The sequence below is a fragment of the Terriglobia bacterium genome, assembly GCA_020072645.1.
Taxonomy (GTDB): domain Bacteria; phylum Acidobacteriota; class Terriglobia; order Terriglobales; family Acidobacteriaceae; genus Angelobacter.
Genome location: JAIQGK010000009.1, coordinates 52,189 through 78,969 on the forward strand (window position 1 = coordinate 52,189; position 26,781 = coordinate 78,969).

General features: G+C 55.5%; 22 protein-coding genes and 1 pseudogene. 6 read left to right on the forward strand and 17 right to left on the reverse strand.

Annotated features, from left to right (window positions below):
• The first annotated feature begins 100 nt into the window (after positions 1-100).
• A complete protein-coding gene (locus LAO76_13695) occupies positions 101-556 on the forward strand; it encodes a hypothetical protein (protein MBZ5491980.1) in 456 nt (151 codons plus the stop codon).
• 396 nt (positions 557-952) lie between these two features.
• Positions 953-1,681, forward strand: coding sequence for a hypothetical protein (locus LAO76_13700; GenBank protein MBZ5491981.1), 729 nt, complete (start codon positions 953-955; stop codon positions 1,679-1,681).
• 338 nt (positions 1,682-2,019) lie between these two features.
• Here the strand turns inward: LAO76_13700 and LAO76_13705 are convergent, their stop codons facing one another.
• The 5 genes from LAO76_13705 to LAO76_13725 all read right to left on the reverse strand — a co-directional run bounded on the left by LAO76_13705 (position 2,020) and on the right by LAO76_13725 (position 9,671).
• Positions 2,020-3,576 (reverse strand): DHA2 family efflux MFS transporter permease subunit, encoded by a 1,557-nt coding sequence (locus LAO76_13705; protein ID MBZ5491982.1) that lies wholly within the window; start codon positions 3,574-3,576, stop codon positions 2,020-2,022.
• A 146-nt stretch (positions 3,577-3,722) separates the two neighbouring features.
• Positions 3,723-4,997 (reverse strand): HlyD family secretion protein, encoded by a 1,275-nt coding sequence (locus tag LAO76_13710; protein ID MBZ5491983.1) that lies wholly within the window; start codon positions 4,995-4,997, stop codon positions 3,723-3,725.
• Between the two features lies 1 nt (position 4,998).
• The gene (locus tag LAO76_13715) at positions 4,999-6,450 is read right to left on the reverse strand and encodes a TolC family protein (protein ID MBZ5491984.1); all 1,452 of its coding nucleotides are present in this window, start codon (positions 6,448-6,450) and stop codon (positions 4,999-5,001) included.
• Between the two features lie 264 nt (positions 6,451-6,714).
• The gene (locus tag LAO76_13720; protein MBZ5491985.1) at positions 6,715-8,124 is read right to left on the reverse strand and encodes a hypothetical protein; all 1,410 of its coding nucleotides are present in this window, start codon (positions 8,122-8,124) and stop codon (positions 6,715-6,717) included.
• Between the two features lie 251 nt (positions 8,125-8,375).
• Positions 8,376-9,671: a hypothetical protein gene (locus LAO76_13725; protein MBZ5491986.1), complete on the reverse strand. Its 1,296-nt coding sequence runs from the start codon at positions 9,669-9,671 to the stop codon at positions 8,376-8,378.
• 359 nt (positions 9,672-10,030) lie between these two features.
• On the opposite strand from LAO76_13725, the gene LAO76_13730 reads away from it, so the two are divergent.
• A complete protein-coding gene (locus LAO76_13730) occupies positions 10,031-11,365 on the forward strand; it encodes an MFS transporter (GenBank protein ID MBZ5491987.1) in 1,335 nt (444 codons plus the stop codon).
• Between the two features lie 80 nt (positions 11,366-11,445).
• On the opposite strand, the gene LAO76_13735 is transcribed toward LAO76_13730, so the two are convergent.
• The 9 genes from LAO76_13735 to LAO76_13775 all read right to left on the reverse strand — a co-directional run bounded on the left by LAO76_13735 (position 11,446) and on the right by LAO76_13775 (position 20,768).
• Positions 11,446-11,922, reverse strand: a complete 477-nt coding sequence (locus LAO76_13735) for a DinB family protein (protein MBZ5491988.1) — start codon at positions 11,920-11,922, stop codon at positions 11,446-11,448.
• Between the two features lie 134 nt (positions 11,923-12,056).
• Positions 12,057-13,856 carry an acyl-CoA dehydrogenase family protein gene (locus LAO76_13740; GenBank protein MBZ5491989.1) on the reverse strand — a complete coding sequence of 600 codons (1,800 nt, stop codon included), beginning with the start codon at positions 13,854-13,856 and terminating at the stop codon, positions 12,057-12,059.
• 160 nt (positions 13,857-14,016) lie between these two features.
• Entirely contained in the window at positions 14,017-15,195 is a 1,179-nt protein-coding gene (locus LAO76_13745) for an acetyl-CoA C-acyltransferase (protein MBZ5491990.1), read from the reverse strand.
• Positions 15,188-15,616, reverse strand: a complete 429-nt coding sequence (locus LAO76_13750) for a hypothetical protein (protein ID MBZ5491991.1) — start codon at positions 15,614-15,616, stop codon at positions 15,188-15,190. The genes LAO76_13745 and LAO76_13750 overlap by 8 nt, the downstream gene beginning before the upstream one ends.
• Before the next feature lie 56 nt (positions 15,617-15,672).
• Positions 15,673-16,368, reverse strand: a complete 696-nt coding sequence (locus LAO76_13755; protein MBZ5491992.1) for a hypothetical protein — start codon at positions 16,366-16,368, stop codon at positions 15,673-15,675.
• On the reverse strand, positions 16,368-18,869 hold the full coding sequence (locus LAO76_13760; GenBank protein ID MBZ5491993.1) for an enoyl-CoA hydratase/isomerase family protein: 2,502 nt from the start codon (positions 18,867-18,869) through the stop codon (positions 16,368-16,370). Before LAO76_13760 ends, LAO76_13755 begins: the two co-directional genes overlap by 1 nt.
• A 246-nt stretch (positions 18,870-19,115) precedes the next feature.
• The gene (locus LAO76_13765) at positions 19,116-19,706 is read right to left on the reverse strand and encodes a YdcF family protein (protein ID MBZ5491994.1); all 591 of its coding nucleotides are present in this window, start codon (positions 19,704-19,706) and stop codon (positions 19,116-19,118) included.
• 11 nt (positions 19,707-19,717) lie between these two features.
• Positions 19,718-20,362 carry a threonylcarbamoyl-AMP synthase gene (locus tag LAO76_13770; protein ID MBZ5491995.1) on the reverse strand — a complete coding sequence of 215 codons (645 nt, stop codon included), beginning with the start codon at positions 20,360-20,362 and terminating at the stop codon, positions 19,718-19,720.
• Positions 20,363-20,489: 127 nt separating this feature from the next.
• The gene (locus tag LAO76_13775; GenBank protein ID MBZ5491996.1) at positions 20,490-20,768 is read right to left on the reverse strand and encodes a hypothetical protein; all 279 of its coding nucleotides are present in this window, start codon (positions 20,766-20,768) and stop codon (positions 20,490-20,492) included.
• A gap of 40 nt (positions 20,769-20,808) precedes the next feature.
• Between LAO76_13775 and LAO76_13780 the strand changes: the two genes are divergently transcribed.
• The 3 genes and pseudogenes from LAO76_13780 (at position 20,809) to LAO76_13790 (ending at position 23,767) form a co-directional block, all read left to right on the forward strand.
• Positions 20,809-21,651 carry an RNA methyltransferase gene (locus tag LAO76_13780; protein ID MBZ5491997.1) on the forward strand — a complete coding sequence of 281 codons (843 nt, stop codon included), beginning with the start codon at positions 20,809-20,811 and terminating at the stop codon, positions 21,649-21,651.
• 367 nt (positions 21,652-22,018) lie between these two features.
• Positions 22,019-23,404 (forward strand): replication-associated recombination protein A, encoded by a 1,386-nt coding sequence (locus tag LAO76_13785; GenBank protein ID MBZ5491998.1) that lies wholly within the window; start codon positions 22,019-22,021, stop codon positions 23,402-23,404.
• An 81-nt stretch (positions 23,405-23,485) separates the two neighbouring features.
• Positions 23,486-23,767: pseudogene (locus tag LAO76_13790) on the forward strand (SEC-C domain-containing protein).
• A gap of 57 nt (positions 23,768-23,824) precedes the next feature.
• Here the strand turns inward: LAO76_13790 and LAO76_13795 are convergent.
• The 3 genes from LAO76_13795 to prfB form a co-directional block, all read right to left on the reverse strand.
• Complete coding sequence (locus LAO76_13795; protein MBZ5491999.1) at positions 23,825-24,235, reverse strand: CoA-binding protein; 411 nt, start codon at positions 24,233-24,235, stop codon at positions 23,825-23,827.
• Positions 24,236-24,341: 106 nt separating this feature from the next.
• Positions 24,342-25,565 carry a hypothetical protein gene (locus tag LAO76_13800; protein ID MBZ5492000.1) on the reverse strand — a complete coding sequence of 408 codons (1,224 nt, stop codon included), beginning with the start codon at positions 25,563-25,565 and terminating at the stop codon, positions 24,342-24,344.
• Positions 25,566-25,669: 104 nt separating this feature from the next.
• A protein-coding gene (prfB, locus tag LAO76_13805; protein MBZ5492001.1) for a peptide chain release factor 2 occupies positions 25,670-26,777 on the reverse strand; the annotation gives its coding sequence in 2 pieces (ribosomal slippage) (positions 25,670-26,707 and positions 26,709-26,777; 1,107 coding nt in all).
• Between the last annotated feature and the right edge of the window lie 4 nt (positions 26,778-26,781).

Sequence of the window (26,781 nt, forward strand, 5' to 3'; positions counted from 1 at the left end):
GACAGCCCCTCGAGAGGGAAAGGACCTAGAAACGACCCAAAATGTGAATACACGTGAAATATATGTTGACATTAAGTTAACAGTTTTGTATAAGTATCGCATGGCAGATGAAACTGCGACGAAAATGTATGAATCCGCAAGAGAACGGCTCAAAGAGCTGCTGCGGCAGGAAACCGAAATAAAAGACCAGATTTCACACTGGGGGCCGGTTGTAGAACAGTTAGCCCGGCTGTCCGGTGAAACCATTGATCCCGATATTGTCAGCAGAATCAATGAGTTAAAGCTGGATGAAGAGCAAGCCCAAGGGGCGGGACAGGAGATGGGGCTGACGGAGGCGATCCGGTGGGTTTTCCGTCAGCCTTTGTTGTTGCCGCTAACGCCGACCCAGGTGAGAGATCGCATGGCTGAAATGGGCTATGACCTGGGGAAGTACAAGCATGTGATGCCTCCGATTCACAACACACTGAAACGCATGAAAGAAGCGGGCGAGATTAACGAGGTCGAAGGGATTGGCGGGATCGGGCGAGCCTACGAGAGCGCGAGGCGGGGGACTTAGCCGCGAATCAAAAAACCATTTGCCGCAGATTTCGCAGATGAGCGCAGATCAAAAGCAAAAAGAATTTGGCCGCGAATTAACGCGAATCAACACGAACCGGGCGGATTGCCAGAAATGCCAAGCAAGAGCACTTAGCAATTAGCCATTGGCAATTAGCCGGAAACCCCAAACCCGTTCACCACAAAGAACACAAAGGAACACAAAGGGATGCGGGTCGGGAAAGCGGGACATCAGGAAATCAGGGGAACCTTTATCACTGATTGACGCTGATGATACTGATCGGCAAAGCAAAACCTTTAACGACAGAGGACACAGAGGAACACTGAGGCAGGGCCCCATTCGCCCATTCACACGCAAAACCGGCGCGTGAATGGGAACCCTGGAGGAAACGTGATTATGTTGACGAAGGACGAATTGACAGCAGCGATTGTGGCGAGCGCGGCGAAGCTGGGGCGCGCACCGAGCCGCACGGAATTGATGAAACAGGCCGGCGTGTCACAGCGAAACATAAGAAAGCATTTTGGAACCTACCATCGCGCCCTGGAGACGTGTGGCATAGCAAGACATGGGGTTGGGCAAAAAGTGGGGATGGAAGAGCTGTTCCAGGATTGGGCGGGAATTGCGCGCAGGCTAAAAAAGGTGCCAAGCCTGGCTGACTACGAACAGATGAGCAAGTACAGCGTAAGCCCGCTGCTGAGACGGTGTGGCACATGGAACAGCGTGCCGGACGCGATGAAGTCGCATGCCGGTGAGCATGGCCTGGCCGAGGAGTACAAAGACGTTTGGGATGTAGTTGAACGGAGGACCGGCCGCCAGAGTAACGTACCCAGACCGTGCGCACCGCAGTGTGTACCGAAGATCATGGAGGACCGGCCGATGTATGGGCCGTTGTTACAGGGAGGGCCGCTGGTGTTTGCGCCGACGAACGAGGCCGGGGTGCTTTACCTTTTTGGGGCCATGTCTGAACGGCTGGGCTTTCTGGTCTTGATGGTACAGGCGGGATTTCCGGACTGCGAGGCGATGCGCGTGGTGGCAGAAAACCGGCTGCAGCCGGTAAAAATTGAATTGGAATACCAAAGCCGCAATTTTCTGAAACACATGCATGACTTAAGGGCTGCGACATGATTGTGTGCTGGGAACATAACTGGCCGGAATGTCCGCTGGAGGTGCTGGAGCTGAAGTCGCTGGTGAAGCAATACGCAAACCTTACCACTGATTTGCACTGATAACACTGATCAGAATTGAAGATCAAAAACTTTTCACCACAAAGGACACGAAGGATCACAAAGAGGACTGGGGGAGATCGCTGGAATCGAAAAACCAAAATCTACCACGGAGGCGCGGAGACGCGGAGAACAGCCAAAATCGGAAATCGAAAACCAAGAACTTTTACCACAGAGGACACGAAGGAACACGGAGGAAGAGCCAGTCAGGCGGCTGTGCACAAGATCGCGCAGCTTTGTTTAGTGCGCCATCGCGCCCGGCCCGCCTCCGCCTTTGGGGGCTTTCTTCATGATCAGAATCAGCGGCAGGCAGGCGGCGAACATGATTGCCAGAAGAAAGAAGACGTCGACATAGCCCATCATGGCGGCCTGTTGCTGGACCATGCCGAAGAGTCCGGCAGCGGCTTGCTTGGTGGCGGTGGCGGCGTCCATGCCGCGGGCCATGAAAGCGGCTTTCATCTGGGCCATCATGTTTTGCGCCAGCGGATTGTAAGGAGTTATGTTTGCGCCCAGAGTATTGACGTGGACCTGAGCATGGCGCGATGAAATTGTGGTCACGCTGGCAATGCCAATACTGGCGCCTATGTTGCGCATCAGGTTGAACAGGCTGGTGGCGTTGCCCATTTGCTCTTTGGGAATCGGGCCGTTGGTGAGCGTGGTGAGCGGCACAAAGAGCAGTCCCATGGACGAGCCCTGCAAAAGCTGCGGCCAGAAGATGTCCCAGTAACCGGCGTTCAGGTTCAGCCTGGAGAGCTGCCAGATGCTGAATGACGCGATGATCAAGCCGGCGGCCAGTAATTTGCGCGCCTCGATTTTTCCCATGAGAATGCCGACGATCGGCATAAACAGGAACGACCCCAGGCCGCGTGGAAGCATGGCCATGCCCGCTTCAAGGGCGGAATATCCCATGAGCGTTTGCAGCCACAGCGGAAGCAAGACCGTGCTGCCATAGAGAACGAATCCCAGCACGGTCATAAGAAAGACACCGGTGGCATAGGTGCGATTTTTGAAGATCCTGAGCTGCACTACGGGATGGTCGGCGACAAGTTCGCGGACCAGGAAGAACACGAACCCGACGACGCAGAGAATGACCAGAATAAGGATGAAGTGCGAGCCGAACCAGTCTTCTTCCTGGCCTTTATCGAGCATGATCTGCAGCGCGCCGATGCCCAGCGCAAGATAGCCGATGCCCCAGTAATCAATGCCGCCTTCTCCGCGCTTGATGTATGGCGGGTCGTGAATGAACAGCAAGGCCATAATCACGGCCGCGATCCCGATAGGAATGTTGATATAGAAAAGCCAGCGCCAGCTATAGCTTTCAGTAATCCAGCCGCCGAGCACCGGCCCGAGCATGGGTGCCACAACAATGCCCAGCGCCCAAAATGCCATGGCTTTGGCGCGCTTCTCCGGCGGGAAAGCTTCCATCAGGATGGCTTGCGAGAGCGGTTGCAGGCCTCCGCCGGTTGCGCCCTGGAAAACGCGGAAAATGATCAGCAGCGGTAGGTTCGGCGCGATGCCGCATAGAAAAGAGAAAACCGTGAATCCGCCAACCGATACCAGAAGAATATTGCGGCGGCCAAAATAATTACCGAGCCATCCCGTAAGCGGCAGCACAATCGCGTTGGCGACCAGATAAGAAGTCAGGACCCAGGTTGCCTCTTCCGGAGTCACGGAAAGGCTGCCGGCAATATGCTGCAGCGACACGTTCACCACCGTGGTGTCCAGCACCTCCATAAAGGTGCCAAGCATCACTGAAATAGCGATGATCCACGGATTGATTGCCGGCTTAGATTCCATGATTTGTGTCGCTTTCGCTCCAGACCGCTGTTACAGCTTTTGTTTGCGATTTGCTCCTGTTTCCTTGTTGCAAGCCGATTGGGGCAGCAGTTATGTACGGTGCCCTAAGTACCAAATACCAAATACTAATTGCCAATTGCTCTTTGCTATTTCGTGTACACCACCGGCTCTACTGACATGCCCGGACGCAATTGATGATTCGGGTCCTGGCCTTTATCAAAGCGGATGCGTACCGGAATGCGCTGCACCACTTTCACGTAATTGCCCGTCGCATTTTCCGGCGGCAACAGGCTAAAGCGCGCCCCTGTTGCGCCACCGATTGATTCAACGGTGCCACTAAATTCTTTTCCGTAAGCATCAACCTTGATCTTGGCTGGCTGTCCCACTTTCATGTCGCGCAGTTGCGTCTCTTTAAAGTTGGCTGTGGTCCAGATGTCATCCAGGTTCACGATTGAAAACAGCGGCTGGCCGGCTTGCACCGTTTGTCCCGGCTCAACGCTGCGCTTGCTCAGCACGCCGGTTACCGGCGCGACGATTTTTGTGTACTGCAGATTCAGTTCCGCTTGTGCCAGCGCAGAGACAGCTCGTTGCACTTCCGCCGATGCCGCTCCCGCTCGCGCCCGCGTGACTTTCAGTTGCTCCGGCACCGTCCGCGCCGCTTCAGCTTGCGCTTGCGATTGGGCTGCCCGGCTTTCCGCGCTTGAAATGGCGGAAGTCGCAGCTTCAACCTGTGCTTTGGCTGAATCGTTCGCCGCCACGGCGGCGTCATATTGTTGGTGTGAAATTTCGTCCTTCGCGATGAGCTGCTCCATGCGCTTCAGATCGGCGGACGTCTTCGCATACATTGCCTGCGCATCATTCAGCTTGGCGCGTGCCGATTCAATATCCCGTTGCGCGCCTTTCACGGCTGCGTCGGCGGCAAGCAACTGGCTGGAGCTGGTGGTTTGCGTGAGTGGCACGCCCACGTTGGCGGCAACCGCATTGGCCTGCGCGTTCGCCAGGTCAGCGCGCGCGCGGTCCACGGCAACCTGGTAATCCTTGGGATCAAGTTCCACCAGCAGCGTTCCGGCCTGGACAACTTCGTTATCGTCATGCAGCACGTTCAGCACCGTGCCGGTAACGCGCGGGCTGATGGGATTAATGTGTCCGTCAATCTGCGCGTCGTCCGTCGATTCACGCACGGAGTAATAACGCCAGATGAAAAATCCGCCAATGAGAAGAAGAACGACCACTGCGGCAATAATCCACTTCGCCCGCGGATTCGCGCGGAAGAATCCCACGGCGCGCGTGTCGCTGATCGAGCGGCGCTCTTTCCCGGAGCGCCGGTCGTCATTATTCTCCGGCACATCCACTTCCCTGCGGACAGGCTCCTTCACAACTTCTTCTTCCTCGTATGGCGCTATCTTAATCGGGTCAGCCACTTTATTTTCCTCCCAGGAATGCACGCGTCCGCTGCTCCGCCTCGCCCAGGGCGCGCACCAGCGAGAGCTTGGCTACATTGTTCTGATACAGGGCTTGAATATGGTTTTCATTCGCACCGGCAACCGCTTCCTGTGCCTGCACTACTTCAAGGCTTCCGGAAACACCGGCTTTGTAGCGGTCCTGCGCTTCTTTCAACTGCTCGGCTGCAAGATCAATCTGCTGATTGGTTACCGCGACTTGGTCCTCAGATGTCTTCACGTCCAGCAATGCCGAGCGGATTTCATATTCCACTCGCGCACGCAGGTTTTCCAGTTGCAGGCGCTCTTGCCGCAGCAAAGTCGCCGCCTGGTTAACGTCGGCCTTTACTTTGCCGCCTTGAAAAATTGGAATGCGCAAACCGGCGGAAATCGCAAATGTGTTCTCCGCGCTTCCCGGCGCTATACCAACAAAGCCTGTCTGGCCATTCAGTTCAACGGTCGGCAGCGCCTCGCCTTTGGCGGCTTTCACCGCCAGCTCAGCCGATCGCACGCGCGACTCCGCCGCCCGAAATTCCGGACGCACCTGGTAAGCATGCGCCAGCGCTTCATCCAGATTCATCGCAGCCAGCGGAGCGTAAGGCACCGTATCCGTCAGTTGAAATTGTTGTGCCACCGGTATTCCAATGGTTCGCGCCAGAGACATCTTTTGCTGTTCAAATTGGTTCTGCGCCACCAGCACACGCTGTTGCTGCGTCTGCATCTGCACCTGTGATCGCAACACATCAATGCCTGCCGCAACACCGGCGCTCTTCAGGTCCTTGGTCTGCTGGAAGATCGTCTCCGCCGTGTTGAGCTGGGCTTTGGCCGTGTCGAGCCGGGCAGCGCTCGCCACTGTGAGCAGATATTGGTTGCCCACGAGCAGCACCACCAGTTCGCGCGCATCCTGCACCGTGAACTTTGCCGCCCGCTCGTTTTCAGAAGCCGCGCGGACTCTGTTCATGGCGTTGAAGTCCAGTAGCGTTTCATTCATGGTGGCATGGGCATCGAAAAGTCCAAACGGGCCAATCACGGGCGACTTCAATCCCGCCGGCAGTGGAATGCCGAATGCCGCCAGGTTGATCTGGTTCAATGACTCGCTCACGTCGCCGGAAACATTCGGCAGCAACGCGCTAAGCTGGCGGCGGTATTGCGCTCGCGCCAGTTCCGTCTGCTGCTGGGAAAGCAGAAGACCAAGATTGTGCTTGAGCCCGCGATCAATTGCGTCCAGCAGCCCCAATTGAATGGTTCCGGGAACCAGTTTGTCCACCGTGCCGCTGCCGCTGAACTGCTCCAGAGCGGGCGTCTGCGCGGTATTCACCACAGGCGTCTGGCGGTCTTGAGACGGTGCCGGCGTCGCTCCGCCCGGAAGCTGGGCAGCACAAGAAAGTGCAGTTAGAAATGTAAATAAAATTACCAGGACACGTTGCATCCGCATGTTTACCTGCTTGAGGTATCGGATTTTAGATGCGGTCGTGCGGGACGGGATGCGCGTCTCCCGCCAGTGCACAGATTGACGTACCAAGCTGTCGCCCAAAAGAATGAGCACCCCCAACCGAATTAATTAACCATTTAGTTAGATTATCAGGCTGCTGTTGGGGATGCAAATTTCCTTAGGTCATTGCACCGATAGCCAGCCGCAACTCACAAAGAAAATGGCGCCGGGAGAAACCGACGCCATCGGTAAGAAAACAAACTCCGTTTACTGCGGGCAAGGCAACGCGGAATGCGGCAGGACGGTTTCATCCGGGAAACTGAATGCGCCATCGATGGCGCTGGAGGTGGTTCCCATCTCAAACCATTGCAGCAACGGAATGTTCTGCGGGTGATAGGTGAACGTGAAATCTTTCTCCTTTACGGTTATAGGAATGGTTGCATTGGCCAAAACCTCAATCGGATCGCCTTCTTCAAGATTCGCCTGACAGACTTTCGCAGTTGCCGGCACGCCGGGGAACTGCCAGTTCGGCGCTGGGTTGCTGACGAATGGGTTCCCGAATGATTCCGCCAGCTCATGGCTCAGCGCGGTCACGTCCTCGAATCCGGCGCCGAAAAGTCCGGGCGAGATCCAGCTTGCATACTGGGTAATCCAGCGGTCTTGCGGGAATCCTCCATCCCGGAAGAAGGTGTGGAAGCCGAGAACGCAACACCCGCCTGGGGTGTTGGGATTGTTGACGTTCAGATTGAACAGGAACGTGTTCGGGAACAAAGTCATGTTCATGCCGTTGGTGGTGAAATTGCCCAGATTGATTTCGCTCACCACTTCGTTGTCAAAGAAAAAATTGAAGAGTGGGCTCAGCATGAGCACAAAGGTGCTGCCGTCGGCGGCGGTACCGGTGAAATACGAGCGAGCCTGAATAATCGTGCCGTCGCTTAGTTGAACATTCACGAAGAATGGAACCGTAATGGTCACCCGATCCAAGACCTTTGGGATGAGCAGCGTGTGCCAGTTGTTTTTCATCACGTTAAAAAACTGGGCGCGATGAACGGCGTCACCAAACTCGATGTTGCGTCCTGACCGATAGTCGAGCGGTTCGAAGTTGGGAGATTCCAGCGTCACCTTTTCAAACGGGGCGAACGGGACCACCTTGAAAACGGAGCCGTCGGCATTAAGCAGTTGCAGGTCGGTCTCGGCGATGTTGGCCGGATACACAGTCGTGCCGCCGAGTTTGGGATCGTTGCCCACCATGGTGAACCGGAAGTCGCGGCCTGCGGTGGGACCTGCCTGGGCAACAAACGCACCGTCAAAGGTGGCGATCGTGTTCAGACCGTCAATGGTTGGCAGGTTAGGGCGTCTATCAGGTGCGGCGAAGTGATCGTCATTGCCGCCGCCGATCGGCACTGATTTGTTGCTCAGGCCGGCGTTTCCACTCAAACCGCTGACGACTGCGCCTGTATTGGCGTCTAGAACTACGTTGGATCCGATGCTCAGCATCCCTGGGTAACCTGCACTTACGTCGACCGGTCCAATATCGCTGCTAAGCCCCGCCTGGCCATTGGCAATGGCAGCGCGCGCGATTGCGTTATCAGCTGACTGCGCATAACCAGCCGCAGTGAAGGCGATCATGAAGGCTAAAAACAGAAAAAGGATGCTAATGCGGTGAGAGGGTCTCATTTTTTCACTTCTCCTAGAGGGGGAATTCAGAGTTGCAGAAGCGCTTGAAACAATACGCCTACTCTGGCCAGCTCTGCAATCCCAAGCTTCTGAAATAATCAAATTTTTACAGAGAAATTACTTCATGCATTTCGTCCCACATCACTAAGCTAATAGGTTGCGATAGTAAGCTTCCTTGCCGGTTCGCTTTTCGTATCCCAATAAAAAAATGGCACCGGTTTCCCGGTGCCATTGAAGAAGAAGAATGGTTTCTAGTGGCAAAGAGTTGCAGGTGCAGTCAATGCTGTGAGGTCAGGGTAGCTATAAGCACCGTGAAGAGCATCGGAAGGTACAGTCTCTGCAAACCATTGCAATAAAGCCTCAGTCTGCGGATGGTAGGTGGTTTCCACGCCCTTGTTTTTCAAGGTTACTGGGAAGGTAGCATTCGCCAGTACTTCTACTGGGTCGCCGGTTTCCAGGTTACCTTGGCAAGCGCCAGGCTCGCCCGGGAACTGCCAACGGGGTGTGATGTTGTTGACGAAAGGATCATCAAAGGTTTCAGCAATCTCGTGGCTGATGGCGGTCACATCGTTAAATCCGCCGCCGAAAATTCCGGGAGAAATCCAGCTTGCGAACTGCGTGGTCCAGCGGTGTTCCGGTACTGCACCATCAGTGAAATAAGTGTGGAAACCCAGCACACAGCAGCTTCCGCGCTGCTGGGGATTGTTGGGATTAAACGAGTACAGGAAAGTGTTGGGCAACAGCGGAAGATTGAATGCGTCAGTGGTAAAGTTACCGGCGTCAATCTCATTGTTCATGATGATGCCAAGCTGCTGGTTGAAGAACAGGTTCAGCATCAGCACAAAGCGGTTGCCATCAGCGGCGATGCCGGAAACGTAATTGATCGCCTGGACATTCTGTCCACGGAAGCGAACGGTCACGAATTTCGGCACCGTAATGGTAATGTTGTCAACGACTGTCGGGGCCAGCTCGGTGTGCCAGTTGGGGTCCATGGAGCTGGCAAACTCGGCGCGCTGAACTGCATCGGAAAACTGCGTCGGTTCGCCCGGGATTCCCGCGGTGCCGTCGTGCTCATATTTGAATTTCTGGAAGTTGGGAGAATTCAGCGCAGGCTGCACAAATCGAGTCGCATCCACGGTATCGAAAACCGTGCCGTCCGCATTCAGCAACTGCAGGGACACAGACACAATCTTGGTGGGAATGGTGGTGATATGCCCAAGGGACGGATCATTGCCAACCATGGTGTAAGGGAATGTCACGCCGTTGACGGTGAATGACCGGGTAAAGTTCGGTACTGAGATAACGTTGGCGACGCCGCCAGGATTGCCGGCAATTGCGTTGGGACCATTCGTGGAATCGTCGGCCACCAGTTCCGATGGCACGCTGTGAATCAACTGCGGTGTGATTGCCTGGGCTGCTCCGCTAGCGGATGAATCCGGATTGGTGCCTACCTGGGCTTGGGCTGCATCTGTAAGGTTTTGGGCAAACGAGCTTCCTACCATGCCGAGCGCGAGCAGCGCGCTCAGACAAATCGATTTCCTGACCATATCTTGTGTATCTCCTGAAGTGAGGGTTGGGCAAAAGCAAAAACAAACGTTGACAGCTTATTCCGCGCGTTGATCGCTTCATTCCGGAAGTGGGAGACATACGAGCAACTCGCGAGGGTGTACTCAAGATATCCTGTAAGGCATTCCCCTGTAAATAGCCAAATCCGCCAAACATACGATTTTTATTGGCTTTTCTCGACTGCTCGCTTAACCGTCCATTGCTTAACACTCCTTTACTCGTCACTCTCGCCTTCAGCCATCAACTTGATTTCGGCAACGCATGATGGGGCTGAAGATGAGCTAATCAGGCATTTCCAAATAAGTTATAGCTTTTCCGTCGCAATGCATCTAATGGGGAGATGCCGGACGATCCTTCTCAAACCGCTGCCAGCAGCCTTAATTCCAAATGGCCTGAATCCCTGCGGGCCCTCCGCCATCGCAACTATCAATTATTTTTTGCCGGCCAGCTCATATCCTTAATAGGCACATGGATGGACCAGGTCGCCGAGGCATGGCTGGTCTATCGCCTGACCGGCTCGGCCCTGCTGCTGGGTACCGTTGCCTTCGCCTCGCAGATCCCGGTCTTCCTTCTGGCCCCTATAGGCGGCGCACTGGCCGACCGCGTTGACCGCCGCAAGATCCTGGTCTGTACCCAATCCTCCATGATGCTGCTCACCTTCATGCTGGCTTGGCTTACGCTTTCCCATCGCGTGCATATCTGGCAGGTCGTCACCCTTGCAGCTCTTACCGGCGTGGTCAATGCCGTCGATCTGCCGGCCCGCCAGGCTTTTGTAGTAGACATGGTCTCGCGCGCCGATCTGGTGAATGCCATAGCCCTTAATTCATCCATGTTTAATGGCGCGCGCGTAGTCGGACCAGCTCTCGCAGGAATCGTAGTTGCCGCCATCGGTGAAGGCTGGTGCTTCTTCGCCAATGGCGTTAGTTTTCTGGCCGTCATCGCCGGCCTGGCGATGATGACAATCGACCGTCCGCGGATGGCAATTGAAGGATCGCCGCTGGAAAACATTATTGAAGGCTTCAAGTTCGTCGGGCAAAGCGGCCCGGTTCGCGCTCTTATGATGCTGCTGGGACTGGTAAGTTTTACGGCCATGCCTTACGCGGTGCTCATGCCGCTCTTTGCCGATAAGATTCTCCATGGCGGCGCACAGGCCCTGGGTTTGCTCATGGGCTGCTCGGGAGTCGGCGCGCTCTGCGGCGCACTCACCTTGGCCATGAGAAAGAGTCTCAAGGGGCTGAGCCTCTGGGTAGCAGTTTCATGCGCCGGATTTGGCCTTGCCCTCCTGGTGTTTTCCTTTTCGCGGACGCTTTGGCTTTCCGCGGTTCTGCTGGTCCCGGCCGGCTTCTGCATGATGATCCAGATGGCCTCCTCCAATACGCTCATTCAGAGCATGGTGCCCGATCGCCTGCGCGGACGCGTGATGTCCGTCTACGCCATGACTTTTATGGGTATGGCTCCCTTGGGCTCTCTTCTCGCCGGCAGCCTTGCGCACACGCTAGGTGCCCCGATGACCGTAGGACTTGGCGGTGTTGTAGCGATTGTGGGAGCAGGTTTCTTTGGATCAAAGTTGCCGACGCTGCGTCCTGCCGCGCGAGAGATGATTGTCGCCCAGCAGATTGCCGGAGGTGATCCCCCGCAGGAAATGACTGCCCCCGTGTTCAGCAAGAACGGTTAAGCCACGAATGAACTTAATTGCCCATTTACCAATTGCCAAATTTTTTGATTCGTGTTCATTCGCGTGAATTCGCGGCTGAATTACTTGGCCATCTTCTTCAGCAGCACGATCTGGCCCGAGTGATACACCGCGTGCTGCGTCGCGCTCTGGAAAAGCCGGTAGAAGTTGTAAGTCCTGCCCGGGACAGTTGCTTCCAGACGCTCATCACCGAAACTCTTGATGGTTTCCATCAGCCCCAGATGCTCATCGAAAAAGGTAGTAACGGCCTGCTTCCATGCTTGCTCGTTCGTGTCCTTCACCGGAGGCCAGTCCATTTCTTTGGGCATTGTCGACCAGGCCGGGATCGGAGTTCCCTGAATCGCGCCGGAAAAGAATTTGATCCATGCATTCACATGGACAACGATCTCCCAGATTGAATGTGCATTCGGAATGGGACGGGCTTTAGCCTTCTCAGCGGTAACGCCGTTCAGGATTTCGCGTACGGAGTCTCCATACCACGCTTCCCCGTTGATGGTGGAGGCAAGTTGATAAGCGATGCGATTGCATTCAGTATTCATAACAAAAACAATAAACCACAAAGGACAAACCAGAAACCGATAACCACAAAGGACACAAAGGAACACGAAGATTTTTTGCACAGCGTGACAAACCTTCGTGTTTCTTTGTGTCCTTTGTGGTTAAAGCTCTTTGTTTAAGCCCGCACGTACTTCCCTGCCTCAATCATCCGCGCTGCAATCTGCTGGGTGAGGGCAATCACATTGAACGGCTCATGCTTGAACAGCCGCCGCAGGATGACCATCTGTGTGCGCAGCATGTCGCCTTCTGAAACCGCAGCGACAACTTTTTTCGCCGCTGCTTCAAGCTTATCCATGGAGTGTGTCAGGCTGACCTGGGCCATGGCGATAGCCAAAGCACACTTCGCTTCACCCTGACGCTCAACCAGCTTCTGCGTGCGCAGCACCACTGAATCCATGGCAAAGACTTCAATCACCATGTCTGCAATCGCGGAAAGAATTTCCTGCTGCTGTTCGATGGCCGCCATGTATTTCTGCACCGCCGCTCCGGCCAGCATCAGCGCGGCTTTCTTGGCGTTGCTGACCAGCGTGCGCTCGGCAGCCAGCGGGCCTTCCAGCGGCTCCGCTGAACTTGGGCCTGACATGATTTCGTCCGTTAACTTCTTGATTGCCGGCATGAGCGGCAACTGGCCTTTCATGGCGCGTTTTAGCAGCCAGCCGGTGATGATCATGCGATTAATTTCGTTGGTGCCTTCAAAGATGCGGTTCACGCGCGAGTCGCGATACGCCCGCTCCGCCGGATACTCTTCCACAAAACCATAGCCGCCATAAATCTGGACAGTCTCATCCACAACGTAATCCAGCATCTCCGAGCCAAACACTTTCAGGATCGAGCACTCGACTGCATATTCTTCAATGCCCTTGGCCGTTTCTTTGTAAACGTCGGGCGAGTTCTTGTCGATCTCAGACATCGCCGCATCAATCATCCCCACCGTGCGATAGGACATGCATTCGCCCGTGTAAATTCCTGCGGCCATATTCGCCAGCTTTTCCTGGATGATCCCAAAATCCGCCAGCGTCTTGCCGAACGCCTTGCGCTGCTTGGCATACCCAATGGAATTATTGAGCGCATTGCGCGCGCCGCCCACCACGCCCGCGCCCAGCTTGTAGCGCCCGATATTAAGAGTGTTGAAAGCGATTACATGTCCCTTGCCAATCTCTCCCAGCAGGTTTTCTTTGGGCACGCGGCAATCGTTCAGGATGATAGGCGTTGTCGACGATCCGCGGATGCCCATCTTCTTTTCTTCCGCGCCCGACTGGAAGCCCGGGAAGCCACGCTCCACAATGAAAGCCGAGAACTTCTCGCCATCCACCTTGGCAAAAATAATCACCACGTCGGCAAAACCGCCATTGGTGATCCACATCTTTTCGCCGTTCAGGATCCATTCTTTTCCGTCCGGCGATAGCACGGCTTTCGTGCGCGCGTTCATCGCGTCAGAAGCTGACGTGGATTCAGACAGCGCATACGCGGCAATCAATTCGCCCGTCGCGAGCTTAGGCAGATACTTCGCCTTCTGCTCCGGCGTACCGAAATAGACAATCGGCAACGTGCCGATTCCGGTGTGTCCGCCAAACGCTACGCTGAAGCTGCCGGAAACGGAAATATGCTCATTGATGATCGCGGACGCGATCTTGTCCATGTCCGATCCGCCGTACTGCTCTGGAATATCCACGTTGGCGATGCCGATTTCACACGCCTTCTGGATCAACCCGCGCGTGACCGCGAACTCCTTGTGCTCAATCTTGTCCGCGTTGGGCAGGATCTCATTGCGGGCAAAGTCCTGCGTGGTCTGCGCAATCTGCTGGTGCTCTTCGCTCAGGTCTTCAGGGGTAAAAACCTGGTCAGTTGCGTGCTCGTCGATAAGAAAACTTCCGCCCGCCAGTTTGATTTTGTTTGGGACTGCTACTGTAGCCATAAATCTCCTTAGATAGCTCCTAGCTGCTAGCTTCCAGCCATTAGCTCTTGGCCTTTGGCTCTTAGGTTAGAACTCAATACTTCCGCTTTCAGATCACCCGATCTCCCGATCACGGCGATCACCCGATCTTCAGGACCCTGTGCCCTCTGTGGTGAAGAACTCATGCAATGTTCTCGAATATCCCTGCCGCTCCCATGCCGCCGCCGATGCACATGGTCACGATTCCGTACTTGCCATTGCGTCGCTTCAGTTCGCGCAAGATCGTCGCCGTGAGCTTGGCTCCGGTGCATCCCAAGGGATGTCCCAACGCCACCGCCCCGCCATTGGGATTGATCTTGTTTATATCAAGCCCCGCTTCCTTGATCACAGAGAGCGCCTGCGCGGCAAATGCTTCGTTCAACTCAAATACGTCGATATCTTCCAGCTTCAGCCCTGCCATCTTCAGGACTTTGGGAATCGCATACACCGGCCCGAGTCCCATTTCTTCCGGCAGATAGCCTGCCGTGGCAAACGCCACAAATCGCGCCATAGGTTTGATGCCGAGTTGCCGGGCTTTGTCACTGCTCATTACCACAGTTGCCGCCGCGCCGTCAGAAGTTTGCGATGAATTCCCTGCCGTCACGCTTCCCCGGGCATGGAAAGCCGGCTTCAAAGCCGCCAAAGCTTCTATGGTCGAATCAGCTCTCGGGCCTTCATCGACCTTAAAGACAATCTCCATCCGCTTTGGCTTGGAACCGTTGGGCGTGGTAAAGCTCACCGGCACCGGCACAATCTCATCTTCGAACCTGCCGCCCTGAATCGCTGCGATGGCCTTCTTGTGGCTGTTCAGGGAGAACTCGTCGGCCTGCTGGCGCGTAATGCCATATCTCTTGGCCAGCCGCTCCGCCGTGAGTCCCATGGAAAGATAGCTGTCAGGATAGTTGTCCATCAGCCACGGATTGATCGAGACTTTGTTCCCGCCCATGGGAATCATGCTCATTGATTCCGTCCCGCCTCCGATGGCGACTTCTGCGCGGCCCGACGCCACAGAATCCACCGCCAGCGAAATCGCCTGCAATCCCGACGAGCAGAAGCGATTGATGGTCATGGCGGAGACTTCCACCGGCAAGCCCGCGCGGAGTGACGCGATGCGCGCCACGTTCATGCCCTGCTCCGCTTCCGGCGTAGCGCAGCCAATGATCACGTCTTCGATTTCTTTTTTGTCGAGCTGCGGGATACGATCCAGCGCTCCCTTGATTGCGACAGCGGCCAGATCGTCCGGGCGCGTGGCGCGCAAGGTGCCTTTTCCTGATTTTCCTACAGGGGTACGAACCGAACTTGCTATTACGACTTCACGCATTATGAACTCCTAACGTGGTTGCAAAGCCAAGTTCGTCAGAGGACCAACCGTTCAAATGCGACTTGGCTTCATTCAGAAGATGACTTAAATTCGCTTCAATTTCTTTGAACTCGACTGCCTTCTTGAGGGTCTTGTGCTTCCAGTACCTTCTGCCGTCTCGATCCTCTGAGGCACAAACCCACAGCGTGTAAGTAGGGTATTTCTCGCTCTCCAAGAAAATCTGAATCAATTTCCGAATTGAACCTTGATACCACTCCATCGATCTCTCCGGCCAATTGTGATAATTCTTGGACAACTTCATATGCCACTCTTCAGAGAAACTGACAAACAACGGATCAATTCGCAGCAACGGAGCTTCTAGCGCGTCCCATTCATCCGGTCTTCCGTAGAATCCGTTCGGCAATCCTTTATACCTTTCCAAACAATTTCTTTTCAAAACAACTGTGGACCGCAGGCGCCCTCGCCTGCGCACGATCCTCATTGCGGCGTCTGACTCGGCGTCTCTGTCGGAGATGGTACCTGTTGCGGCGTGGCTGCTGGCGTCGCGCTCGGAGCCGCCACCGGTGTTGCATTCACGTTCGGCGTCGGCTGCGGCGTCGCAGTCGGAGATGAAGTTGCATCCTGCGGCGGAGTCGCAGCCGATGCCGGCACCGATGGAGCCGGCGTTGTTACCGAACTCGGCGTCGGACTCGCTTTGGCCTGCATGTTCATCGCGTTCTTGTCAGTTAGCCTGGCATCTGGGCCAAAGACAATCTGCAACACGCTGTTTTCGCTATCGCTCGCCACATCCTTCGGCACTGACACTGCATACACCCACGTTGATCCCACAAACTTATCGCCCTGCTTGCTTACATCACACCGCGCGTAATCCGGCGCGCCCAGAATGATCTCAACTTCTGATTCGCTCATGCCCGCACGCAGCGTATCGTATTGATGCATCCATCGCTCAGCAGGTAAATCGCTCGCATAGGGCAACCGGATGCTGGTGCGAAACTGGTCGTAGTTCCTGTACTTCGAGTTCCGCGCCACACAACGTTGCTGCTCTTCCTTGGCCACCTTCACGTTCTTTTGAAAACGCGCATTTTCTTTTTGCAGGAACTCATAGCCCACCACCATCAGCCATGCTCCCAGCAACACGATTACGCCTAGGATGACGAGTCCGCGTTTTTTCACTAGTTCCTCAGCGGCTTGCCGGTCTTCAGCGTGAACTGTATGCGTTCCTGTGTCTTCTTCTCGCCACAGAGCGACTTGAACCCTTCGCGCTCCAGATCGAGAATGTACTGCTCGCTCACCGGCGTTCCCGGCGTCACGTTGCCGCCGCAGATTACCTCGGCCACTTTGGTCGCCACCTTTACATCGTGATCACTGATGTATTCCGCCTGCTTCATTAGATGGATTCCCAGGCGCAACGTCGCAAGCGCGTTTTCTCCCGGCGCAGGGATGTCCATGCGCGGCACCGGTGGTCGATATCCGGCGCGGGCCAGCTCCAGCGCGCGATCTTTTGCGTCCGCCAGGATGCGCTCACGGTTCATCGAAATTACATCGCCATCAGAAAGGAAGCCAAGACCGCGTGCTTCATACGCGGAAGTTGAGACCTTCGCCATGGCAATGGTCTCAAATATTCGCTTCATGCCTTCCATTACTTCCACTGACTCACCGCGACCATCGGGCCGAACGGCCTTCGCATTGTCCAGCGCGCGCAGCAGCATCTCTTTGCAGCCGCCGCCTCCGGGCAGCAGACCTACGCCAACTTCCACCAGTCCCATATAAAGTTCAGAATGTGGCTGGCGCGCTGCGGAATGCAGGTTGATCTCGCAGCCGCCGCCGAGCGTCATGCCAAAAGACGCCGTGACCACGGGGCGCGAGCAGAACTTGATGGCCTGCGTCATGCCCTGGAACTGCTTGATGGCCATGTCAACTTCGTCCCACTCTTCTTCCTGCACGGCCAGCATCAGCATCATCAGGTTGGCGCCCACGGAAAAGTTCGCCGAGTCGCCGGTGATCACAAACTCTTCAAACTGGTCGCCAATGCCGCCGGTCTTGAGTGACTGGGTGACCATCTGGACAATATCGCCGCCCAAAGCGTTCATCTTGGAATGAAATTCAATGCAGCCCACACCGTCGCCTAAATCAATGAGCGATGCGCCGGCATTCTTCTTGACCACACCGTTCGATTTCTTTGCGGTCGAGACAGACCATACGCCTTCAGCCACTTTCACTGGCTGATACGTGCCTGTGCGCAGATCAAAGTAAGCGCGGCCGCTGGGCGATGAGGGATCGTCTTTGTACCAGGTCTTCGCGCCCGCGGCTAAAAGTTTCTCCGCATTGGCCGCACTCGGCTTGCCTTCCTTCTTCATGCGCGCGACAGTCGGCTCCACGCCGGCCAGGTCCCAGACCTCAAACGGTCCGACTTCCCAGTTAAACCCCATGCGCATCGCCTGGTCGATCTCGACCACGGTGTCAGCAATTTCAGGAATGCGATTGGCCGAGTATGTCCACAGATCGCTCAGCGTGGTCCAGATAAACTGGGTAGCTTTGTCACGAGGATCGCCGGCAAGAATCGTGCGCAGCCGCTCGCCCATGTCTTCAATGTTTTTTGCCAGCTCCAGCGCGGGAAATTTCGCCTTCTGCACGGGATGGTACTCAAGCGTCTTCCAGTCAATGGCCTGGCGTTCTTCTCCCTGTGGGCCTTTGATCTTCTTATAGAAACCGGACTTCACCTTGTCGCCCAGCAGCTTCTTCTCCAGCATCTGCTTAAAGAAATCCGGCAGCTTCAGGTCAGAGCGCTCGTCCTGAACATTTTTGCTGAAGTTGGTGACCACGCTGCCCAGCACGTCAAGGCCGACAAGATCGATAGTGCGGAACGTAGGCGCTTTGCTCCAGCCGCCGCTTGAAGTCAGCGCGTCCACCTCTTCAATGGTCAGGTCCATCTCCTGCATAATGCGGAAGACATTCAACCCGGCAAATGTGCCGATGCGGTTGGCGATAAAGTTGGGCGTGTCCTTGGCCGTGACAATTCCCTTGCCCATGCGCACGTCACAGAAATGCGCCACGGTCTCAATCGCCGCCGGGTCGGTTTCCGGCGTGGGAATAATTTCCAGCAGGCGCATATAGCGCGGCGGATTGAAGAAGTGCGTGCCAAACCAGTGGCGGCGGAAATCCGGGACGAATCCTTCCGCAATGCTGGCCACTGGGAGCCCGCTGGTGTTGGTAGTAACAATGCTTCCGGGTTTGCGAATGCCTTCAACCTTGCGAAGCAACCCGCGCTTGATCTCCAGGTTCTCGGCCACCGCTTCAATGATCCAGTCCGCATCGGCCAGCAGCTTTATGTCGTCGTCAAACGTGCCGATAGTGATGAGCCGCTCCAGCCCTTTTTCAAAGAATGCCGCGGGCTTGGATTTGACCGCCGCTTCCAGTCCGCCTGCAACCAGCTTTCGGCGCGCAGCTTTGTCCGTGCTCTGTGCTGCGTCCGGCGTCACAATATCCAGCAGCACGCAGGGCACGCCGGCATTGGCAAAGTGCGCCGCAATGCGCGCACCCATGGTCCCGGCGCCGAGCACGGCAACTTTATTGATCCGCTGGTGCCCGGTCTTTTGGCCTTGAGGATTCTGGCTGGTTTGCGCTCCGTTTGAGCTGCGGGACTGCGGTGCCGCGGGAACTGCAACATTACTCATCTGGGCATCTCCTGGAAGTTGGGTGGCGCGGGCGAGAAGACGAGTCGTGAGACGTTCAGAATCATAACAGTTTTCCAGCACCAACCAGTGATAGTGGCAGACCAGCAGTACTAGGGAGACGCAGGCCGTATCTCGTCAATTGCAAGCACCTTTAAGTTTACTGAATGAACATTCATTCAGTCAAGTATAACTTTTGTTTTCATCGAGTTCTACGCTCGCAAGCAATCTTTTCACCGCCTTTGACGTCTACGTCAAATGAAACAGCCAAAGCGTATAACTCCCAATCTCATGCCATGCCGATTCCTGCCGTTTCCAAAAGTTAAGCGGTCTGGAATTGGGCCGCGGCGCGCCATAAGCAGTCACGCCTTCCCGCGCCAGCATCTGCTTGATGCGGAAAATGTGATAGCCATCGCTCACGGCCAGGCATGAATGCATGCTGTTGACATACATAATGGTGCTGACGCGCCGAGCCGATTCAGCGGTATCGTCGCTCTGGGTTTCCGCGATGAGCTGGCTATCGGGAATGCCCAGGGTCTTCAGATACTCGCGTCCTACCACGCCCTCACTGTAGCGGGGATCGCCGCCGGAGCCGCCGGTCGTGATCACGATTGGCGCCAGCCCATGATGGAAAAGCTGTGCGGCGCGGTCAAGGCGCGCTTTATACACCGGTGAAGGGCGGCCGTCATATTCAGCAGCGCCAAAAACAACGATAGCGTCAGCCGTGCGCGATTCGTCGTGGCCAGATTGGTCCACAATCCGCCAGTAGATCACCGCTGCATAGCAGACCGGCAGCACCAGAAGCCACAACAGCCATTTCTTCCAACGCTTGGTCGCCATGCGGATTAGCCTCAGCCAAACCGGAGGAACTCAGCCAGATCGCTTTCAGGAATCGCACCTTGCCGCAGGACGGTAATGTGCCCGGGATCGCTCATGTTGATGATGGTAGAAGCCACCTCGCGCGGGCTCGTGCCGCCGTCCACAATCAAGCTAATGCTTTTGCCCAGCTGCTGACGCACTCCTTCCGCGGTGGTGCATTCGCTGGCTCCACTGATGTTGGCGGAGGTCGCCGTAATAGGCACGCCGGCCGTGCGAATTACTTCCACCGCAATGCGCGAAGCGGGCACGCGCAGCGCGACGTTGCCTGTATTCGCCGTAACCTTCAGCGGCAGCCGCGATGACGCTTTCACGATGATCGTCAGCGGGCCGGGCCAGTATTTGCGCGTGATTTCATAGAACACGTCCGGCAGCGGACGCGCCAGGTATTCCGCCTGCTCCACGCTTTCAATCAGCAGTGAAAGCGGCTTGTGACGGCTGCGGGTCTTTACGTCATAGATCAAGTCAACCGCGCGGAGGTTAAATGGATCAGCGGCCAGCCCATAAAATGTGTCCGTGGGCATTCCAACGACCTGGCCTTGCTTGATGCGGTCAGCCACATAAGAAACCAGACGCGCGTCCGGCGTATCAGGATTGATTTTTAGAATTTCCGCAGACAATACTGAATCCCCCAACTGAGTATGCTCGAACAATTGTGTGACGGTTGCGTCCGTTAAATTGCCGCCCGTCGCCCTGACAAACGACTAAGAATAAACCAGCTACAGGGAAAAACCTAGACCTCTCTGGCTACATACATGGACCGCGGTGGCAGGCAATCAGATGGTGCAAAATTTCATAAGGCAACGCCAGCGCCAGCGGCGTACCCAAAAGTGCCCACAAGCCACGCCAGCGGAAGCGATAAATCGCAATCCCACACAACACGAGCCAGTAAACCGGGAGGAGCAAGGCATACAGGAATGTAACAGGAGACTGAGCAAATTCGCTCAAGATGAAAGCGGCAAAGCATGCAAACGCAATCAGCGTTGCCTTGATTACATGAGCGCGCAGGCTGTCTTTTCGTGGCATCTTACGTTACATACAGTCAGGTGGATTATGATCGGGGATGATGATACATGAAGCCGATTCCCGCCTTCGCCGCGTTTCCAGCCGCCAGAACGCTCTGGTCAAAGACCTGCGCAAAGCGCTTAGCCAGGGCGAGCCCACTGCAGAAGGCTATCTGGCCGTTGAAGGCCTGCGCATGCTTGAAGAAGCCATCCGCAGTGGTCTGCGCTTTCAGGCTGTGTTCTTCAGCGAGGCCGGCTCGGGCCATGCCACGCGCCTGCTGCCGCAAATCGGCAGCCAAGTTGAAGTCCTGCTGCTGCCCGACGAAGTCTTTGTGAACGCCGTTAGTACTGAATCGCCGCAAGGCGTGGCCGCTCTGGTCAAACTCCGGCCGCATAAGTTTGAAGATCTGCTGGAGTCAGCGTCCGATTCCTTGCTCGTCGGCGTTGCCGGCATTCAAGATCCGGGAAATCTTGGGACAATCATTCGCTCCGCCGAGGCGTTTGGCGCGCGCGCAGTTCTGCTGGGAGAAAAAACCGTCAGCCTATTCAACTCCAAAGTCGTGCGCGGCTCCGCTGGGTCGTTATTCAGAGAACCGCTCTTGCGTGTGAAACTGGGCGAAAGCATCACTGCCCTGAAGCAGCGCGGCGTGCGCGTTCTGGCTACTTCGTCGCATAAAGGCAAGCCTCTGCATGAAGCTGACTTCACCGGCGCAGCAATGATCGTAGTTGGGAATGAAGGCGCAGGCGTGCCGCAAGAGATTTTGTCGTTGGCCGACGAGTTAGTAACGATCCCACATTCGCCGCGCGTTGAGTCGCTGAATGCAGGAATCGCTGCATCTATCTTGTTGTACGAAGCGGCTCGGCAAAGGCAGAAACTTACCGCAGATGAACGCGGATTTAGATGACACCGAAACGATCCTTTGAGCTGATCGATCAGTACGCAAGAAAACAACATGCTTGTTTCTTGGCTGAGATGTTCTTGAACAGAACTAAAACCGAGTACATTCTTTGCTTTCGGCCCGCGGAAGCCGCGAACAATCCCGATCGATACACCTGCCGGTACATACAGCTTGAAATCGGCACTGTGGAGACGCTTGAGCAAGCCACAGAACTCAACGAATCGACAAAAGCTCTGTTAGACAAGGAATTAGCCAATTTGAAATCATCTAGATGATCCGCGTTGATCCGCGCGAATCTGCGGTAACCACTTATTTTGGTGTTCGATCCGTGTAAATCAGTGCAATCAGTGTCATCAGTGGTAAGGTTTTTCTGATGTCTTTGTTCCAGTCACTTCCCGACCAGCAAGGCAAGGGCGCGCGTCCTCTTGCTGACCGCATGCGCCCGCGAACGCTGGATGAGTTTGTCGGCCAGGAGCACATCGTTGGCCCCGGCAAGCCGTTGCGCCTCCAGATTGAACGTGACGATCCCGGCTCCATCATCTTCTGGGGGCCGCCCGGAACGGGCAAGACCACACTGGCACAGATCATCGCGCATGTAACCAAAGCGGAGTTCATCGAGTTTTCCGCCGTGCTCTCCGGGATCAAGGAAATCAAGCAGGTGATGGCCGACGCGGAAAAGGCTCGCGCTTACGGCACGCGAACCATCCTCTTCATCGACGAAATCCATCGCTTTAATCGCGCCCAACAAGACGCTTTTCTGCCTCATGTTGAACGCGGCAACATTCGGCTGATCGGCGCAACCACGGAAAATCCGTCATTCGAGATCAACGGCGCTCTACTCTCGCGCTGCCGCGTTTACATCCTGAACCAGCTCACTGAAGAGCAGATTGTCGTCTTACTCCGCCGCGCTTTGGAAGACCAGGAACGTGGCCTGGGAAAAATGAATTTGCGCGCAGCCGACGAAGTCCTGCAACAAATTGCGGCTTACACCAGCGGTGATGCCCGCTCCGCTTATAACGTGCTTGAAGTTGCCGCTTCCACCGCCGGAGATACCGGCGAGATCACAGAACAGATCATCAAAGACACGCTCCAGAAGCGCGTCCTGCTTTATGACAAATCAGGCGAAGAGCATTACAACCTGATATCCGCGCTGCACAAGTCTGTCCGCAACAGCGACGCCGACGCATCTCTCTACTGGCTCGTCCGCATGCTTGAGTCCGGCGAGGACCCTCTGTACATCGCGCGCCGCGTAGTGCGCATGGCTTCTGAAGATATCGGCCTGGCCGCCCCGGAAGCGCTGAACCTATGCCTCTCAGCCAAAGACGCTATCGATTTCCTTGGCATGCCGGAAGGTGGTTTGGCCCTGGCGCAAGCTGTGGTCTATCTTGCGCTGGCGCCGAAATCGAATGCGCTTTACACCGCCTATGGCGCGGTCATGGAAGACGTAGAAAAGACAGCCGCTGAGCCCGTTCCGCTGCACATCCGCAACGCCGTTACAAAACTCATGAAGCAGGTCGGCTACGGCAAGGGCTACCAGTACGCGCACGATCTCGACGAAAAAGTCGCCGACATGGAGTGCATGCCGGATAACCTTCGCGGCCGCGAATACTATCACCCGACCTCAGAAGGCCGGGAAAAACTGTTGGCGCAACGGATGGAAGAGATCAAGCAGAGAAAAGAAGAACTGCATCGGGCGGATGAGACAAAACCAAAACCCTCAAAACTCAGAAGAAAAGAGGAAGAGGACAATTTTAAATAGCTTCCAGAAAGCAAAATTGTGCGGCACAGCCATTCTCGGCTGTGAAAATTCCCGGGTTATACTTGTCCAGTCCTTTGCGTGATGTGGCGGGCGCCAATTCACAAGCAAAGGAGAGTTACCGTGAAATCCCAATTTGAAGATCAGCCAATGTTCGTCCGTAGCAGCAAGCGCCGCCGTGGCTTTCGCTTCTGAAACCAACGTAAAACGCGGCTTTCAGAGCGCTCCGTGGCGGCATGAAAGAGCTACGAGAAAAGCTTGGAAGAAACGACCTTTGCCCATGCGGCTCAGGACGAAAATTTCAAGAAATGCTGTCTGACTTCCAGTCGCTATGACGGCACAAACCGAAATTACTTCAGCAGATAAACAAAGGCATCGGTGCAATCCCGATGCCTTTTTTGGCGAGGTTCGTTCTCGATCGATCTAACTAAACCTTCTCTTGTGCTCCTTCAAAATGCACTTATCCATCACCACGAAAATTCCCGCCTTGCGCGCTTTCTCAGCCGCCTCTTCATGGATAACGTCCTCCTGCAGCCAGATCGCCGGAACCTTCAGCCGGATCGCCTCATCCACCAGATCGGGCACGTACTCAGACCGCCGAAACACGTCCACCATATCGATCTTCTCTTCGATCTCGGCGAGAGAGCCAACCGCCTTTTCACCCAGAGAGCCCTTGATGGATGGATTGACCGGAATAATTTTGTAGCCATGGCTCTGCATATAGGCACTCACGCCATAGCTCGGGCGTAGTGGGCTATCTGAAAGTCCCACCACGGCAATCGTCTTGGTGCGTTTGAGTAGTTCGCCAATCTCGTCGGTCGCGGTTGTTTTCATGGTGTCCACAGGTACGTTCTCCGGGAAAGCAGCATTCTATTCAGAAGCGTGCCATCGGCCTAAAGGTTTGTCATTGACGGCCATCACATACGCAATAGCGCGGCGGCTACTCTTTTTTCGCTCCGCCTCGCGACGCCTTCTCCGTGTACAGTTTAGCCGCCACTTTGCGAATGGTGTCCGGAACATTCTTGTTATGGCGCAGGCTCTTCAGGTCATAAACGTGAAGTGTCTTGACCAGAGTGAGTGAAATATCCAATGGGCATCGTGGATTATTGGCCAAATTGCGCACTACGGGATAAAGCTTCAGGAAGCGCCGCTGGCGCGCAATCTCGCGAAAAACGTTCTCCTGCAGGTTTTTCGATCCCGCAAATGACTCCGCTTCAGCGTCCGTCAGCTTGGGCGATGACAGCACCGCATTCTGTACAAGCCGCGCCGTGTCCCGAATCAGCAGCGCCCGCTCTTCTTTTCCGCCAATAAATCCCATCTTGATCCGCTGGCCTACGTTTAACTTTGAAATCCGCTGCAACACTGTGAGTTTTTTCTGCTCAGCAGCATCAAAATCGTCAATATTTTCTGGAGCAATGCCTCGCGCGACAGCGCCTTGCACCGCGCCCGCCTGAGCACCTGTTGAAGCGACAGCGGTTGCCGACTCTCCTACCTCCTCCCCAACACTCGCCGCCTCTGTCGTTACGACCTCTGCCGCAGGGTCTTCATCCTTCACCAGTTCAAAAGGCTTGTCTTCTTCCGAGGCAATTGCGGCGGCATGTTCCCGCTGAAATGCCTCTAATGCAGCTGCGGATTCCGGGTCCGGAACAACTTCAAATTCTTCCAGTGTTTGTTCCGTCTGCTGCGGAACGGCCTCTGGTTCAGGGCTACCCCCCTGCAATTCCTGCGCTTCCTCCGGGGTCACATTCGCATTTCCCAGTAGCGCCTCAACCACGCCGGGCATGCTTCGCGCACGGGCGCTGGCCAGCAGCATCTTTACCGTCTCGCGGGAAGCGGTGTCGGCAAGTTCCATCAACAGATTTTCTGGGATCGCTGGATTTTCGATGAGCGTCGGCATCAGCACCGGGCGGCGGTTTTCCGGCTGCCAGTAATACAGAAGGACTTCCGGCGTGGCCGTATCTTTGTTCAGTACTTCCAGCGCCGACTGCGCGTCCCATCCGGCCAGCGTCATACGGGCGTCTTGCCCAAACAGCGGATGTTGCGCCATGTAGACGAGCACTTCCAGTGTCTCATCGGCGGACAGCGGCAGAGCGCCCCGGGCGGCAGAGCGCATCACGTTCACAGGCACTGCATTCTTTTTTATCAGTTCAAGAATAGGGGCCATAGGCAGTATCTAGTAGTTAGTACTTGGTATTTAGCTTTGCCTGACTGATCCATGCCGATCCTGAATGGCAACACAATAGCGAGCTTGCGGCTGACTACCAAATACTAAGTACTGCTGGTTCCATCTCTCCTCGCCACAAGAAATGCCCGGATAAACGGTTTCAAGTCGCCATCCAGCACGCGGTCCACATCGCCTACTTCCATCTTGGTGCGATGGTCCTTGATCAATCTGTACGGATGCAATACATATGAGCGTATCTGAGAGCCAAAATCAATGTCCAGCTTGGAATCTTCCAGCTTCTTGCTGATGGCGCGCTTTTTCTCCAGCTCATATTCATAGAGCTTGGACCGCAACATCTTCATGGCACGCTCGCGGTTCTTATGCTGCGATCGCTCGTTCTGGCACGCCACCACAATGTTTGTCGGGATGTGCGTAATGCGCACCGCGGAATCCGTGGTGTTCACGTGCTGGCCGCCCTTGCCGCCTGATCGATAAGTATCAATCCGCAGGTCTTCCGGCTTGATGTCCACCTGGATGGAGTCATCGATTTCCGGCGAGACAAATACGCTGGCAAAAGATGTATGCCGGCGCTTGGCCTGATCAAATGGCGAAATGCGCACCAGCCGGTGCACACCGATTTCGCTCAGCAACTGCCCATAGGCATAGTCGCCGGTCACGGTAAACGTCGCTGACTTGATGCCGGCTTCTTCCGCGGGCTGATATTCGTTTACTTCGGTGCTAAAGCCCTGGCGCTCTGCCCAGCGCAGATAAAGCCGCAAAAGCATTTCCGCCCAGTCCTGTGATTCCGTCCCTCCGGCCCCGGGATGGATCGTGACAATGGCGTTGCGCATGTCATGCTCGCCGGACATCAGCGTTTGTGTTTCAAGCTTGTCGGCCACTTCGCGCAGCTGGTCGATTTCCTTGCGCAGCTCTTCCACCACGGCTTCGCCTTCGCGGGCCAGGTCAAAGTAAGCTTGAATGTCCTCTACGCGGCGGCCCAGATCGGCATCCATGGCCAGCGATTCTTCCAGACGCCGGCGCTGGCGCATCAGCACCTGCGACTTTTCCTGATCGGCCCACACATTGGGATCGCCGACTTTCTTTTCGATCTCAGCTAATTGTTGGCGGAGTGAAGGGGCGTCAAAGATAGCTCCGCAGATCGCGCACTTTATCGCGCACGGCGGTGTATTCGCGTTCTAATTCTTCGACCATAACT